General features: G+C 73.6%; 13 protein-coding genes. 4 read left to right on the top strand and 9 right to left on the bottom strand.

Annotated features, from left to right (window positions below; all coding sequences use genetic code 11):
- Positions 1-28 precede the first annotated feature (28 nt).
- The 5 genes from AB0G63_RS37990 to AB0G63_RS37970 are packed head-to-tail and all read right to left on the bottom strand — an operon-like array spanning position 29 to position 4,130.
- A complete protein-coding gene (locus AB0G63_RS37990; RefSeq protein ID WP_360760112.1) occupies positions 29-1,366 on the bottom strand; it encodes a cytochrome P450 in 1,338 nt (445 codons plus the stop codon).
- Positions 1,363-1,998: an ATP/GTP-binding protein gene (locus AB0G63_RS37985; RefSeq protein ID WP_360760109.1), complete on the bottom strand. Its 636-nt coding sequence runs from the start codon at positions 1,996-1,998 to the stop codon at positions 1,363-1,365. The genes AB0G63_RS37990 and AB0G63_RS37985 overlap by 4 nt, the downstream gene beginning before the upstream one ends.
- A complete protein-coding gene (locus AB0G63_RS37980) occupies positions 1,976-2,332 on the bottom strand; it encodes a DUF742 domain-containing protein (protein ID WP_351892986.1) in 357 nt (118 codons plus the stop codon). Before AB0G63_RS37980 ends, AB0G63_RS37985 begins: the two co-directional genes overlap by 23 nt.
- The gene (locus tag AB0G63_RS37975; protein WP_360760106.1) at positions 2,329-2,742 is read right to left on the bottom strand and encodes a roadblock/LC7 domain-containing protein; all 414 of its coding nucleotides are present in this window, start codon (positions 2,740-2,742) and stop codon (positions 2,329-2,331) included. Before AB0G63_RS37975 ends, AB0G63_RS37980 begins: the two co-directional genes overlap by 4 nt.
- Entirely contained in the window at positions 2,739-4,130 is a 1,392-nt protein-coding gene (locus AB0G63_RS37970) for an ATP-binding protein (RefSeq protein WP_360760103.1), read from the bottom strand. Before AB0G63_RS37970 ends, AB0G63_RS37975 begins: the two co-directional genes overlap by 4 nt.
- Positions 4,131-4,536: 406 nt before the next feature.
- Here AB0G63_RS37970 and AB0G63_RS37965 point away from each other — a divergent pair, with 406 nt between their 5' ends.
- On the top strand, positions 4,537-5,472 hold the full coding sequence (locus AB0G63_RS37965) for a helix-turn-helix domain-containing protein (RefSeq protein WP_360760100.1): 936 nt from the start codon (positions 4,537-4,539) through the stop codon (positions 5,470-5,472).
- A 16-nt stretch (positions 5,473-5,488) separates the two neighbouring features.
- On the opposite strand, the gene AB0G63_RS37960 is transcribed toward AB0G63_RS37965, so the two are convergent.
- From AB0G63_RS37960 to AB0G63_RS37950, 3 genes are all read right to left on the bottom strand, one after another.
- Complete coding sequence (locus AB0G63_RS37960) at positions 5,489-6,511, bottom strand: YbhN family protein (protein WP_360760097.1); 1,023 nt, start codon at positions 6,509-6,511, stop codon at positions 5,489-5,491.
- A gap of 652 nt (positions 6,512-7,163) precedes the next feature.
- Positions 7,164-9,281 (bottom strand): ATP-dependent zinc metalloprotease FtsH, encoded by a 2,118-nt coding sequence (gene ftsH, locus AB0G63_RS37955; RefSeq protein WP_360760094.1) that lies wholly within the window; start codon positions 9,279-9,281, stop codon positions 7,164-7,166.
- Between the two features lie 191 nt (positions 9,282-9,472).
- A complete protein-coding gene (locus AB0G63_RS37950; RefSeq protein WP_360760091.1) occupies positions 9,473-9,964 on the bottom strand; it encodes a diadenosine tetraphosphate hydrolase in 492 nt (163 codons plus the stop codon).
- Between the two features lie 230 nt (positions 9,965-10,194).
- On the opposite strand from AB0G63_RS37950, the gene AB0G63_RS37945 reads away from it, so the two are divergent.
- Positions 10,195-11,112 carry an LAETG motif-containing sortase-dependent surface protein gene (locus tag AB0G63_RS37945; RefSeq protein ID WP_360760088.1) on the top strand — a complete coding sequence of 306 codons (918 nt, stop codon included), beginning with the start codon at positions 10,195-10,197 and terminating at the stop codon, positions 11,110-11,112.
- Positions 11,113-11,395: 283 nt separating this feature from the next.
- On the opposite strand, the gene AB0G63_RS37940 is transcribed toward AB0G63_RS37945, so the two are convergent.
- A complete protein-coding gene (locus tag AB0G63_RS37940) occupies positions 11,396-11,881 on the bottom strand; it encodes an SPW repeat protein (protein ID WP_360760085.1) in 486 nt (161 codons plus the stop codon).
- Positions 11,882-12,003: 122 nt separating this feature from the next.
- Here AB0G63_RS37940 and AB0G63_RS37935 point away from each other — a divergent pair, with 122 nt between their 5' ends.
- Positions 12,004-12,960 carry a helix-turn-helix domain-containing protein gene (locus tag AB0G63_RS37935; protein WP_360760082.1) on the top strand — a complete coding sequence of 319 codons (957 nt, stop codon included), beginning with the start codon at positions 12,004-12,006 and terminating at the stop codon, positions 12,958-12,960.
- A gap of 203 nt (positions 12,961-13,163) precedes the next feature.
- On the top strand, positions 13,164-14,159 hold the full coding sequence (gene gap, locus AB0G63_RS37930) for a type I glyceraldehyde-3-phosphate dehydrogenase (RefSeq protein WP_360760079.1): 996 nt from the start codon (positions 13,164-13,166) through the stop codon (positions 14,157-14,159).
- The last annotated feature ends 118 nt before the right edge of the window (positions 14,160-14,277 follow it).

Below are 14,277 nucleotides of genomic sequence, written 5' to 3'. Positions count from 1 at the left end.
CAGGGCCTGGATCCCGACCGGATCTCCTTCATCCGCAGCCTGCGTGTCGTGCGCCCCCACGTCCCCCCCCCCGCGGGGCGGGCCCCCCCGCCACGGGGGCCCGCCGTGCGGGCGGCGGACCGTCGCCCGCGTCCGGCCCGGTGACGGCGGCCGGCGGGAACGCCACGGGCAGCGCGGCCAGCGCCCGGTGGAACGGACCGGGCCGCCAGACCAGGTCCTCGGCGGGCACCGCGAGTTCCAGGTCGGGAAGGCGGTCCAGGAGCTTCTCCACCGCCGCCGCCGCGATCAGCCGGGCGGGACCCTGCGCGGGACACGTGTGCGGGCCCGCGCTCCACGCCAGGTGGGCGCGGTTGCCCGTGCGCTGGTCGGCCGCCAGCGCCGGGTCGTTGTTCGCCGCGGCGAAGGAGATCACGATCGGCCGGCCCGGGCGCAGCGCGACGCCCTCGTACACGACGTCGTGCAGCGCGTAGTGCACGCCGTAGTTGGCCATGGGCGGGTCGTTCCAGAGCACCTCGTCGAGGGCGTCCTCCACCGGCAGGCTGCCGCCCGACAGGTCGCCGGCGAACCGGTCGTCGGACAGCAGCAGCCGCAGGCTGTTGGCGATCAGGTTCTGCTGGGGTTCGGTGCCCGCGCCCATGAGCAGGACGAGGGTGTGCACCATCTCCTCGTCGGTCAGTTCGGCGGGGTGCGCCAGCAGCCAGGACGTCACGTCCTGCCCGGGCTGCCGGCGTTTCAGCGTCACCAGGTCGAACAGGGTCGTGGCGAGCAGCTCGTTCGCCTGCTCCGCGTCGACCCCGTCGAAGATGCCGGACATGCCCCGCACGAGCCGCTCGCCGTACTCGGCCGGGCAGCCGAACAGGTGGTTGAACACCAGCAGCGGCAGGACCTGGGAGTACTCGCCGAGGAGATCGGCCTTGCCCGCGGGCGCGAACCGGTCGATGAGGGTATCGGCGCTGGTCTCGACGTATCCGCGCAGCGTGTTCGGCTCCACGCGGGCCAGGCTGTCCATGATCGCGCCGCGCAGCCTGCGGTGCTCCGCGCCGTCGGCCCACAGCGCGTTCGGCCGGTACATCATCATCGGCACGACCGGGCTGTCGGCGGGGACCGTGCCGTCGGCCAGGTCCTGCCAGCGGCGGGGGTCCTTGGAGAAGGTCTCGGGGCTGCGCAGCACGTGCAGGGCCGCCTCGTAGCCGAGGACGAGCGACGCCTCGACGCCGGGCGCCAGTTCGACCGGGGCGATCGGGCCGTACCGGCGCAGCCGCCGGTAGACGGCGGCCGGGTCGGCGGCGAACTCGGGCCCGTGCAGGGCCTGATGGGCGGGGCAACCCGGTGGCGGGCCGGCCGGCCGGGGTGGTTCGGGGCTCACACGTGCTCCAGTCGGCCGTCGTGGGCTCCGCTCGTGCGGAGCCGGGAAGCGGGGAGGGTCATGAGGTACTCGACGAGGGAGATCAGCGCCCGGGTGGAGGAGATCCGGTCGCGGGCGTCGCAGCGGACGAGGGGGGTCTCGGGCAGCAGGTCGAGGGCTTCGCGGACCTCGTGCAGTTCGTGCCGGGGCGCGTCGTCGAACTCGTTGAGGGCGACGGCGTAGGGGAGGCCGAGTTCCTCCAGCACGCCCATGACCTCGAAGGACTGGCTCAGCCGCCGGGTGTCGGCGAGCACCAGGGCCCCCAGCGCGCCGCGCGTCATGTCCTGCCACAGCTGGGTGAACCGCTGCTGGCCGGGGGTGCCGAAGAGGTAGAGCACCAGGTGGTCGTTGAGGGTGAGCCGGCCGAAGTCCAGGGCGACCGTGGTGGTCGTCTTGTCGTTCATGCCGGCCAGGTCGTCGACGAGGGCGCCCGCCTCGGTCATGACCTCCTCGGTGCGCAGCGGACGGATCTCGGAGAGCGCCCCGACGTAGGTGGTCTTGCCGACCGCGAAGTGACCCACGATCAGCACCTTGACGGCGGTCTGCACACCGGGCCGCAGATAGCGGTCTTCAGAGGCGGGCGCGGAGTGCATCGAGCACCTCCTGGAGGATGGTGAGGTCGGACGGCCGGGCGGCCGGGACCGGCGCGCGGGTGACGATGTGGCCGCTGTCCATGAGGTCGGCGATCAGCACCTTGGTGACGCTGACCGGCAGCGCCAGGTGGCCGGCCACCTCGGCGACGGACAGCGCCCCCGGCCGGCACAGCTCCATGAGCCGGCGTTTCTCCGGGTTCAGCCCGGCCAGCGGCAGATCGTCGGCGGCGATCAGCAGGGTGACCAGGTCCAGGGTGTTGCGGGTGGGATGGGCGCGGCCGTCCGTGACGACGTACGACCGCACCAGCCTGTCGGGGCGTCGCCGCGGCGTCATGCCGGACTGCCGGCGTCCTGTCGCGCGGGGCTGGTCAGCTCCTTGCCGAGCCGGTCGACCAGCTTGTGCATCCGGTAGGTGACCGCCTCCATGTCCACGTCCTGGGTGGTGGAGACCGCGAGGTAGGCCCCCTCGCCGGCGGCGACCAGGAAGACGTAGCCGTGCGCGAACTCGATGAGGGTCTGCCGCCACGGGGTGTGCGGGGTGCCGGTGAACTCGGCGGTGCTGCGGCTGATCGACTGCACGCCGGACAGGCCCGCGGCGAGCCGCTCGGCGTCGTCCCGGCCGATGTCCTTGGAACAGGCGCGGAGCATGCCGTCGGCGGAGAGCAGGATCGCGTGCAGCGCCTCGGGCACCTTCAGCACGTCGTCCAGCATCCAGCCCAACTCGTTGTTGGTGGGCCCGGTCATTCGTGGGTGTTCCCTTCGTCTTCCTGGGTGGTGTGCCGGGCGTCCCGGCCGAAGCGGGTGCCGCGGGCGAAGGCGCCCATGCGCCGGGCGTGTTCCTCGGCCGAACGGCCGCCGACCTCCTCGGCCGGCGCGGCCGGAGGTTCGGCGTCGTCGGCGCGGACGGACCGGCGGCGACGCTTCGGCAGGCCCCCGGACGTGGTCGGCCGGACGGGGTCGATGTCGGAGACCGGTGCGGCACCGGGCACCGCCTCCCGGGCGGCTGTGGCGGCTGTGGCGGCTGTCGCGGCCGTCGCGGTGGGCTCGGTGCGGGGCATCGGGCCGGGGCCGGCCGCGGGTCCGGTGGTGCGGGCGGCCGGGGCGGCGGCGGTCACCGCGGGCCGCGGGGCGGCGTCCGGGTGCGTCAGCAGCGCGGACGGCAGGAACACCACGGCCCGGACACCGCCGTAGGGGGAGAGGGTGTCGGCGGAGACGCTGAAGCCGTAGCGCTCGGCGAGCACGCCGATCACGGCGAAGCCGAACCGGGGCGGGTCGCCGAGCCGGGTGACGTCCACGGGCCGTCTGCCGGAGAGCAGTTCGGCGGCGAGTTCGGTCGCCCGGCCGTCCATGCCCACTCCCGCGTCGTCGATCACGACGCAGGCTCCGTTGTGCACGCTCTGGAGGGTGACCTCGACGTTCGTGTTGGGCTGCGAGTGGCGTGCCGCGTTGTCGAGCAGCTCGGCGATGGCCAGCACGACCGGCTCGACGGCGCGGCTCTCGACGGCGATGTCCACCTCGCCGTGGACGCGGATGCGCCGGTAGTCGCGGATCCGGGAGGTGGCGCCGCGGACCACCTCGACGAGCGCGGAGGTGGCGCGCTGGCGGCCCGGCCAGGAGCCGCAGAGAACGGCGATGGCCTGCGCGCGGCGGCCGAACTGGGCGTTGGTGTGGTCGATCTCGAGCAGATCGCGCAGCACGTCGGGGTGGTCGTGGCGGTCCTGCATCTCGGAGATCGACACCTGCTGCTCGTTGGCGAGGGCCTGGATGGAGCGCATGGACGCCTTCAGCGCGGCCTTCGCCGACTGGTCGGCGCGGGACTGGGCGTGCTCGACGGCTTGGGAGAAGCGTTCCAGTACGGCGTCGAGGCACTTCGCGAAGTCCGTGCCGTCCAGGCGGCCGTCCAGCGGGCCGGTCGCGGGGGCCGGCCGGAGTGAGACGTCCTCGATGGCCGGCAGACGGACCGTCACCAGGTGGCGCAGTTCCTCGTCGCGTGCCCGCAGGCCGTCCGACAGTTCGGCGTTCCGTCGGCGCTGCAGTGCGGTGATGCCGCGCTGCCGCACCAGCAGCACGGTGACGGCGCACAGGCACAGGCCCAGGCACCACGACACCGCCTCCGGTATCTGTTCGGTCATGGAGTCCTCTGTGGCGGGCATGGGTATGGGTTGACAGGTCGCATGACGCTAGCGGCGCCTCGGACGGGCGTACTTGTCGGTACGCGAACGGAAGTTGCCGCCGGACGCATCGGTCCCTCCGGTCCCACCGGTCCCACGTGTCACCGGGGGCCCAGCGTCCCCCGGTCCCCCACGCCCTCCGGTCCCCCAGGTGCCTCCGGCCCCGTTCGGCCCAGGCGGACGCGTCGGGCCGGCCGACTTCCCTTTGGCATATGCCAATGTCCTTCCGGGGGTGCTTTCCGGGTGGGTAGTTGCACTAGGCTGCCGTCAAGTAACTCTCGGTATTCGCATGGGCCAGAGCTTTGCCTGTGCGTGTCGTCGCCACACGCCGCAACGGAGGGGTGCGTTGCCCGCGGGAAGCTACGTCGTGGAAGAGCAGACCACGGTTGACGTGGGTGCGCAGGACAGGGCCGACTTCTGGAGCGAGCACATCGCGTCGTACCAGTCCCGGATGGGCTACCGGTACGCGCGGCTCGACGACTTCCACGGGGAGACGGTCCGCCAGCGCAGCAACACCTACCAGCTGGTCAGATACCGGTCGGACGAGATCGAGTACCACCGCACCCTGCAGCAGATACGGCAGGACCCCGACGAGGACTACCGCTTCCTGGTCCCGCTCAGCGGGCGGATCGTCATGCGCTACGACGACGAGCAGGCGGTCGTCGGCCCGGGCTCCGGCACGCTGCTCAACTTCCAGACGCCCTTCCAGTGCCTGCAGGACGCCTCCGTCCGGGCGTTCATCTTCACCGTCCCCGCACGCGAGATCGACGGACGGCTCAGCCGGACGTCGCCGATGGCCGCCGGCGTCGACCTGACCAAGGGCCTGGGCCGGGTGGTGAAGTCCGTGCTGAACGACATGTACGAGGAGCGGTACTCGCTCACCGACCCGGAGTTCGACGCCGTCGCCGACCGCGTCGTCGATCTGCTGTGCATGCTCGTCGTGGGCGACGAGCGCCCCGAGGCGCCGGGGCACCTCGCCCAGGTGGAGGCGATGGTGCGCCGCTACGTCCGCGCCCACGCCGCCGACCCCGGGCTCACCGGTACCTCCATGGCCCACGCGCTCGGCTGGTCCCTGCGCCAGATACAGCTCGCCCTGCAGCGCGCGGGCACCACTCCGCGTGACCTGATACGCGAGGAGCGCCTGCGTCTGGTCCGCGACCGTCTCCAGTGCGCCAGCTGCGCGCACATGACGATCACCGAACTGGCCTACGCCACGGGCTTCTCCTCCGCCAGCGCGCTCAGCACGGCCTTCCGCCGGCGCTTCGGGGTGAGCCCCCGCGAGATGCGTCTCGGCCCGCGCTGATCCCCGGCCCGTCGCCTCAGCGGGCGGTGGGACCGTGCGGGGTGCGCAGGGTCAGCCGGAGCCAGCTCGCCCAGCCGATCGGCTGCGGCATCCAGAAGCTGACGATGCGGTACAGCAGCGCCGCCGCGATCGCCTGGTCGGCGCGCAGGCCCTGGACGACGAGCAGCGTGCCGAGGCTGGCCTCGGCGATGCCGACGCTGCCCGGAGTCAGGCGGAGGCTGATGGAGATCTGGGTCAGTCCGTAGGCGACGAGGAGGCCCCGCCACGGCACGTCGATGTCCAGGGCCCACAGGCAGGCGGTCAGGGCGGCGGCGTCGCACACCCAGTTCAGCGACGCCAGGGTGAACGGGCGGCCCCAGTGCCGCAGACCGGGCTGGATGCCCTCGGCCTGGTGCTGCACCTCGGACAGCAGTTTCCCGAGCCGGCGCCAGGCCGGCCGGTTCCCGGCGACACGGTTCCCGGCGTGCCGCATCATGCCGCGCGCAGTGGGCGAACGGGTGAGCGCCACGGCCGACACGGTCACGGTGACCAGTACCGCCGCCGACATGAGGATGACGGCGCGCAGTCCCGGCGCCGGCCCGGCGGGGTCCGCCACCAGCGCGCCCATGGCCAGCAGCAGCGCGAGGGTCAGCGCGGACAGGGCGCCGGACACGGCCAGCATGGCGACGCCCAGCGCCAGGCCGATCTGCCGACGGCGCAGCTGGCGGATCGCCCACGCCACGGACAGGGCGCTGCCGGCCGGGATGACACCGGCCATCGCGTTGGCCGCGAGCACGAAGGCCGTCATGGTGCCCAGGCCGGGCCTTACCACGGCCCGGCGCAGCAGCCACCTCTGCAGGGACGCGAGCGCCAGGAACGACGCCGCCTCCAGCGCCGCGGCCACCGTCAGCTTCACCGGGCTGACGTGGGTCAGGAGTTCCGAGGCGCCGGACAGCTCGTGGCGGTGCGAGGCGGCGGCCACGGCGGCGAGGGCGACGAACGCCGTCAGGCCGGCCCACCAGGCCCACACCTGCCACCGCGGCCGTCCGGCCGACGCCACGGCCCCGGGCGGTCGGGCCGACGCGGAGCCAGGGGCGTCCGGCGGCTCCGGACACCGTCCGGTCTCCCCGCCCGGCGTCTTCATCGTCCCGGTGGTGCGCAGCGAGTGGGCGGCGGGCGCAGCGGCCGGCTCCCGGCGGCGGCCGGTGCGGGCCGGACGGCGCCCACGACGCCCGGCAACCGTCGGCGTCGTAGGGCCCCCGGTGGTCTCCCGCGGCCGCCGGAAGTGCGACGGCCGGGACCCTGGATCTCTGCGCCGGGGTGGGTGGGGCCGGGTCGGCGGGGGCTGCGGAACTCCGGGCTGCCGGGGGCCGGGCTGGGCCGGCCGGGGCCCGTCGGGCAGCCAGGGGCCGGGTCGCCGGGGTTCGGGCTGAGTCGGCCGGGGCTCGGGTCCGGGCTGTATCGGTCCAGGCCGGCGTCGTCGGGGCCGGTGGCGTGGTCGGGGCCCGTGAGGCTGCCGGGGTCAGCGTTGCCGGGGGCCGGGCTGGGCCGGCCAGGGCGCGGGCCCGGGCTCCCGTGGGCCAGCCCTGGGTGCCCGGGGCCGCTGGGGCTGCTGGAGTCCGGGTTGCCGGGGGCCGGGCCGGGGTGGGCGGGGCCGGTGAGGCTGCCGGGGTCCGGGTTGCCGGGGGCCGGGCCGGGGTGGGCGGGGCGTGTCATGGTGCGGCCTTCGGAGGGGGGCCGGGCCGGTTCCGGCCCGGGTCCGGTCCGGGGGTGGGCTGCGCGTGCGCCGCCGTGCCGGACGCGGACGACCGGTCGGCGGACCGGTTCCGGCCCGGCGCGGGCTCGGTTCCGGCCTGCGCGTGGCCGCTTCGGTGCGCGGACGCCTCCTCGGTCACCGACACGCGGCGCGGCGCGATGGTCTCGCCCGTAGGACGCGCACTCGGGGCCTCCGTGCCCAGCAGCCGGTAGACGGCCGACCCGTCGACGGTCTCCTCGACCAGCAGCACGTCCGCCAACTGCCTCAGCTGCGTGCGGTGTTCGGTCAGCAGGCCGATGGCCCGCCGTTCGGCCTCGCGCAGCAGCCGGGCCACCTCGCCGTCGATGGCGGCCTGGGTGGCCTCCGCGAAGGGGCGGCTGCTCATGGGCGTGCCCGAGCCGCCGAGGAAGACCGAGCCGCCCTGCGGGTACCCCACGGGGCCGACCTCGGGCGACAGCCCGAACTCGCGCACCATCTTGGTGGCCAGCTCGGTGGCTCCCGCGAGGTCGTTGGCGGCCCCGGTGGATCCCTGGCCGAGCACGACCAGCTCGGCGGCGCGGCCGCCCAGCCTTACCGCGAGGGTCTGCGTGAGGTAGTCCTCCCCGTACAAGTGGCGCTCCACCAGAGGCAGTTGCTCGGTGACGCCGAGTGCCTGCCCGGCGGGCAGGATGGTGACCTTGGCGACCGGGTCCGCGCTCGGGGACAGCGCGGCGACCAGCGCGTGCCCGGCCTCGTGGACGGCGACGGCCTCCTTCTCCGCGGGCAGCAGGACGTTCGAGCCCTCGCGCCGGCCGAGCAGGATCCGGTCCCGGGCCGCGTCGAAGTCCCCGGCGGAGAGGATCTCCCGGCCGCCGCGCACGGCGAAGATGGCGGCCTCGTTGGCGAGGTTCGCGAGGTCGGCGCCGGAGAAACCGGGCGTGCCGCGCGCCACCACCTCCAGATCGGTGTCCGGCCCGAGCCGCTTGTCCTTGCAGTGGACGGCGAGGATCGCGGCGCGCTCGGCCAGGGTGGGCAGCGGGATGACGGTCTGGCGGTCGAAGCGCCCGGGCCGCAGCAGCGCCGGGTCGAGGATCTCCGGCCGGTTGGTGGCGGCGAGCACGACGATGCCCTCGGACGCCTCGAACCCGTCCATCTCGGACAGGAGCTGGTTGAGGGTCTGCTCACGCTCGTCGTTGGAGACGACCGAGCCGGCCGCGGCGCGCCGGCCGCCCAGCGCGTCGATCTCGTCGACGAAGACGATCGCGGGGGCGCGCTTGCGGGCCTCGGCGAACAGGTCCCGAACGCGGGCGGCGCCGACACCGACGTACATCTCGACGAAACTCGATCCGGCCACCGACAGGAACGGCACGTCCGCCTCGCCCGCGACCGCGCGCGCCAGGAGTGTCTTGCCGGTGCCGGGCGGGCCGACCATCAGCACACCGCGCGGTGCCATGGCCCCGGCGCGGCGGTAGCGCTCGGGCCGCCGCAGGAAGTCGACGACCTCGGCGATCTCGGCCTTGGCGCCCTCGTAGCCCGCGACGTCCGCGAACGTGGTGCTGGGCCGTTCCGCGTCGAACACCTTCGCCTTGGACTTGCCGACCCCGCCCAGCGCCCCGCTCATCTGCGCGGCCCCGCCCTTCGACAGGCGCCGCCAGAACCAGACGATCAGCAGGAACGGGCCCAGCAGCAGGACCCACGACAGCAGCTGGGAGCCGAACGACGGCGAGGAGGACGGCTGGGACGCCGTGACCTCGACCTTCTTCTTCTCCAGCCGGTTCAGCAACTGGTCGCCGGCGAGCTGCACCGGGACGACGGTGGTGAAGCCGTCGCCGTCGGTGAGGGTGCCGCTGGCCTTGCCGTCGCTGTCGATCGTGACGGACTTGACCTTGCCGTGGTCGACGTCGTCGACGAACTGCGTGTAGGTCAGCTCCGTCTTCTCCGACCGGACCGAGCCCAGCCTCGGCAACGCCACCCACATCCCGATGACGAGGATGATCGCGAGCGGCCACAGCCAGTGCCGCCAGGCAGGCGGAGGCGGCGGCGCGGTCGGCGTCGGCCGGTCGCCGGGCGGCGGTGACTGGGCCTGCTTGCTCATCAAGGACTCCGTACGGTCTGGAACGCGGCCGGCCTCCACTGTCCGTCCGCCCCGCGTCACGCAGTAGGGACCTTCCGCCCTTCGGCATGGGGCCACCATTCCTCCGGGCTTTCAGTGTCCCCCGGATCCTCCGCGGGCGGCGGGCCGGGCCGGCCCCGCCGGCGCGGTGTACGCGGCCACGTCCGGCCGTGTCAGGCGGCCGTGAGCCGGTCCAGCTCCTCGCGGATGGCCCCCCGCAGGGCGTCGTGCCGGGGGCCGAGCGCGTACCGGGCCGCGCGCCACCGCTCGGGCGGGTACAGCCATACGGGCCTGCCCGCCAGCTCGGCCGGCTCCCACGCGAAGCGCGGCCACACATGGGCGTGGAGGAACGGATCGGTGTTCCCCAGGATCTCCAGGTTGACGCGGCGGAAGGCGGGGTCCAGGCGGGCGCAGGCACGTTCGACCGCCTCGCCGAGCCGGTCCATGTCGGAGAGGAAGGCCGACCGTCTGGGCCGGGGGAGGTCCGAGAGCCGTTGCACGGCGGGATCGTCCACCAGGAGCACCGAGTAGCCCGGCAGGAACTGGACGTCCCCGATCACCGCGAACCCGGCGTCCAGCCTCCGCAGCACCGTCGGATTCGTGCCGCGCAGCGCGCTGCCGATCCGGTCACCGCGCCAGTCGTCCCCGTGCCGCTCGTCACCCATGGGTGCGATCTTGCCATCCCTCCGGCTCGCGGTGGAACAGCTTCCGCAAGTGCTCGACTGGTGCAGGATTGACGGGAGTTGTGAAAGGTGACAAGAATTCAGCTCGCTTCGCCGTGACTCCATGAGCGAAGCGACGTGAGTGGTTCGGTCGCGCTGCCCCGCCATGGTCGGCCCGCGCCCGCCCCCACGCATGCCACCTCCCACACCCCCCATTTCTTCAGAGGGCTACTTTGTCGCGTACGCAACAGTCGAGAACCGCCGCCGCCTTCGTGGCGACCGCCTTCGCCGCCGCCGTCGTGCCCCTCGCCGGAGCCGGCACGGCGAGCGCCACGACGGGCTCGGAGTGCCAGTCCGCCACGGTCCAGTACCGGATCGTCGGCGCCGACGGGAACGTCGTCGGAGCGGACTGGACATCGCAGGGCGGATTCCACGCCTGGGACACCGTGCCCGGAACCGTCGAGGTCCGCCTGGCCCCGGGCCAGAACGTGGCCGAGGACTGCAAGTACCCGGTGTCCCTCGCCGAGTACACCACCGAGGGCCCCGACTGGTTCACCTCCGGCCACCAGACCCTGGTCGACAAGGCCACCGTCTACCTCGGTGCCGCGGACGTCGCGGGCGGTGACGACGCCAAGCGCACCTGGCAGAAGCTGACCGTCAAGTCGCCCGACTGCTACGGCCAGATAGACCTGTACGGCGACGACGTCACCTACGACGGCAAGACGGGCGAGGGCCACGGTCCCGTGCCGTACCAGCCCGGCAATGTGGTCACGCCGTACCACCTCATCGCGGCGTGGAACGGCGGCGAGAAGGAGTGCACCCCCAGCACGCCCGACTCGCCCACCCCGTCCGAGACGCAGCCGAGCACGCCCGCGACGCCCACCACCCCCGCGGACAGCACGCCCCCCGCCGAGACGACCGCGCCGCCCACCCCCAAGCCGTCCACCACCCCGCCCACCGACTCGGACGTGCCGCCGATGGAGTCGAACCCGCCGGCCACGCCGAAGCCGTCGCCCAGCGACAGCGGGCCGCCCCTGGCCGAGACGGGCTCCAGCGCCCCCGTCGGCGCGATCGCCGGGGGCGCGGCCGTGGTGGTCGCCCTCGGAGCCGGCGCGCTCGTCATGGCCCGCCGCGCGCGCCGCACCTCCTGACGCGGCGCCGGCGAGGGCTGCCCTCCGTGCCGTAGTACGGCCGGACACCTCCGCCTCCGTGGCCGGCACCCGTGTGCCCGGCCACGGAGGTCCGCGGCCCTCACCCGCTCCCGCGTCCCCGCGCACGAGAAACCGCCCGGCGCCCGTGACCGGGCTCGTCGGCGTGTCTGTCCGTGCACGGCTGCGCCCGGCCGCCGCGGCCCGGCGGCCGGGCGTGAACGGTCCGGCGGGGCGATCAGCCGAACAGCCTATGAGCCGAGCACTCGATCAGCCGATCAGTCGATCACTCGATGTCCGGGGCGAAGGGCCTCGACCTGCTCCGCCGTGTCCCGCTCGACTCCGCGGCCCGGACCGCCGCGCTGGCGGCCAGCGCCAGCAGCAGGGCCACCGCACCCGTGATGACGTTGCTTATGATCGTCCTGGTGGTGCTGGCGTTGCCGGCCACCACCCAGGGCGCCACGATGGTCCACACACCCAGGGCGCAGGCCGCCCAGGCCATGCTGTGGGTGCGTTCGTAGGCACGGCCGAACCCGCTCATCGTCAGCGCGTAGCCGATGCCGACCAGAAGGTTGGTGACGGCCAGCGTCGTGATGCCGTTGAAGCCGACGATCCAGGGAGACGCTGCGAGGTACAGGCCGGTGAGAAGTGCCAGCGACTCGACGGCCTGCCCCCGGGGCGTGCTGGTGGTGCGCTCGGCCATCTCGTGACGGAGCCGCATGTCGACGATGTCGGGATGCGTCTCCATCGATGACCTGGGAGATGTTGCCATGATGCTCACCTCTGAAGGGTGACAATGTGTGTGCATGACCACGGGTAACCCGGCAGGCCCGTCCGAACCGCCGTTCCCGGCGGCGACAGGGCGGGCCGCCGGGTCCTCGTACCCTGGTCGGCGTGTCAGCCAGTCGTCTCCACCGTGTCGCCGTCCTCGTCCTCGAAGGGGCCAAACCGCTCGACGTGGGCATTCCCGCGCAGGTGTTCACGACGCGCCGGAGCATGCCGTACGAGGTGAAGGTGTGCGGCGCGGCGCCCGGCCCGGTGACCGGAGGGGACGGGCTGTCGTACTACGTCGCCGACGGTCTCGACGCGCTGGAGTGGGCCGACATCGTCTTCGTCCCCGGATACCGGTTCCCTGACCGCGACGACCCGCCGCGGGACGTCGTCGACGCGCTGATCGCCGCGCACGGGCGCGGGGCACGGCTCGCCGCCATCTCGACCGGCGCCTTCGCGCTCGCCGCCACCGGCCTGCTCGACGGCCGGCGGGCCACGACGCACTGGCACTACACGCGGGCGCTGGCGGCGCGCCACCCCCTGGTCAAGGTCGACGAGAACGTCCTGTTCGTCGACGAGGGCAGCGTGCTCACGTCGGCCGGCGCCGCCTCGGGCATCGACCTGTGCCTGCACATCCTGCGCCGCGACCTCGGCGTGGCCGCCTCCAACCACGCCGCCAGACGCCTGGTCGCCGCTCCCTACCGCAGCGGCGGCCAGGCGCAGTACGTGCCGCGCAGCGTGCCCGAGCCGCTGGGCGAGCGGTTCGCCGCCACCCGCGAGTGGGCGCTGCACCGGCTCGGCGAGCCCCTCACCCTGGAGTCGCTGGCCCGGCACGCGGCGGTGTCGCCGCGCACGTTCTCCCGGCGGTTCGCCGAGGACACGGGGTACACGCCGATGCAGTGGGTCATGCGCGCCCGCATCGACCTGGCACGCGAGCTGCTGGAGCGCTCGGAGCGGAGCGTGGAGCAGATCGCCGCCGACGTCGGTCTCGGTACCGGCGCCAACCTGCGACTGCACTTCCAGCGCATCCTCGGCACCACCCCCAGCGAGTACCGGCGCACCTTCACCCAGGGCGAGTAGCCCGGCTACACCCAGGGCGCAGTGACCCGGCTACACCCAGGGCGCAGTGACCCGGCCTCACCCGGGCGCCGTGGCCCGGCGGCCGCGCCGCCCGGCGTCCCGTGCCGTCCGGTGGCGAGATCCTTGCGAACCGTGGCGATCACGCCGCTGTCCCGCGCGGGTGCCGCGCGCGAGCCTGGGGGCGAAACGAAGGGACACCATTCATGACTCGCATCGCCATCAACGGATTCGGCCGCATCGGACGCAACGTGCTGCGCGCCCTGCTCGAGCGCGACAGCGCCCTCGAGGTCGTCGCCGTCAACGACCTCACGGAGCCCGCCGCCCTCGCGCGCCTGCTCGCGTTCGACACGACGTCCGGCCGGCTCGGCCGCCCGGTGAGTGTCGACGGGGACGTCCTGGTGGTCGACGGCCGGCGCATCAAGGTGCTCGCCGAACGCGAGCCGGCACAGCTGCCGTGGGCCGAACTCGGCGTCGACATCGTCCTGGAGGCGACCGGCCGCTTCACCTCTGCCAAGGCCGCCCGGGCCCACATCGACGCGGGGGCGAAGAAGGTGCTCGTCGGCGCCCCGTCCGACGGCGCCGACGTCACGCTCGCGTTCGGCGTCAACACCGACGCCTACGACGCCGAGCTGCACACGATCGTCTCCAACGCCTCCTGCACGACCAACGCGCTCGCGCCCCTGGCCTCGGTGCTCGACCAGCTCGCCGGCATCGAGCACGGCTTCATGACCACGGTCCACGCCTACACGCAGGAGCAGAACCTGCAGGACGGCCCGCACCGCGACCCCCGCCGCGCCCGCGCCGCCGGCGTCAACATCGTGCCGACCACGACGGGCGCCGCCAAGGCGATCGGCCTGGTGCTGCCGGGCCTCGACGGCAAGCTGTCCGGCGACTCGATCCGCGTGCCGGTGCCGGTCGGCTCGATCGTCGAGCTCAACACGACCGTCGCCCGCGACGTCACGCGCGACGAGGTGCTCGCCGCCTACCGCGCCGCCGCCGAGGGGCCGCTCGCCGGCATCCTCGAGTACTCCGACGACCCGCTGGTGTCGTCCGACATCACCGGCAACCCGGCCTCGTCGATCTTCGACTCGGCCCTCACCCGCGTCGACGGCCGCCACGTGAAGGTGGTCGCCTGGTACGACAACGAGTGGGGCTTCTCCAACCGCGTCATCGACACCCTGGAGCTGCTCTCCCGCTGACGGACCGCCGGCACACGCCCGGCGAAGAGGCGCTCTTTCCGGTGATTCCACGCCCTGATGCATGCCGTTACCGTCTCGGCGAGGATGTCACGCAGGTTGCGCACGTGCGTGAAGTGGA

The sequence above is a fragment of the Streptomyces sp. NPDC020996 genome (genome assembly GCF_040641355.1).
In the GTDB taxonomy this organism is placed as follows: Bacteria; Actinomycetota; Actinomycetes; order Streptomycetales; family Streptomycetaceae; genus Streptomyces.
Note: the sequence above shows the minus strand (reverse complement) of the source record. Positions and strands in the feature narration are given on the sequence as shown.

Excerpts from the sequence above, each read along its gene's own strand:
- AB0G63_RS37985 (WP_360760109.1), bottom strand. The coding sequence starts at position 1,998 with ATGCACTCCGCGCCCGCCTCTGAAGACCGCTATCTGCGGCCCGGTGTG.
- AB0G63_RS37980 (WP_351892986.1), bottom strand. The coding sequence starts at position 2,332 with ATGACGCCGCGGCGACGCCCCGACAGGCTGGTGCGGTCGTACGTCGTC.
- AB0G63_RS37975 (WP_360760106.1), bottom strand. The coding sequence starts at position 2,742 with ATGACCGGGCCCACCAACAACGAGTTGGGCTGGATGCTGGACGACGTG.
- AB0G63_RS37970 (WP_360760103.1), bottom strand. The coding sequence starts at position 4,130 with ATGACCGAACAGATACCGGAGGCGGTGTCGTGGTGCCTGGGCCTGTGC.
- ftsH (WP_360760094.1), bottom strand. The coding sequence starts at position 9,281 with ATGAGCAAGCAGGCCCAGTCACCGCCGCCCGGCGACCGGCCGACGCCG.
- AB0G63_RS37950 (WP_360760091.1), bottom strand. The coding sequence starts at position 9,964 with ATGGGTGACGAGCGGCACGGGGACGACTGGCGCGGTGACCGGATCGGC.
- AB0G63_RS37940 (WP_360760085.1), bottom strand. The coding sequence starts at position 11,881 with ATGGCAACATCTCCCAGGTCATCGATGGAGACGCATCCCGACATCGTC.
- gap (WP_360760079.1), top strand. The coding sequence starts at position 13,164 with ATGACTCGCATCGCCATCAACGGATTCGGCCGCATCGGACGCAACGTG.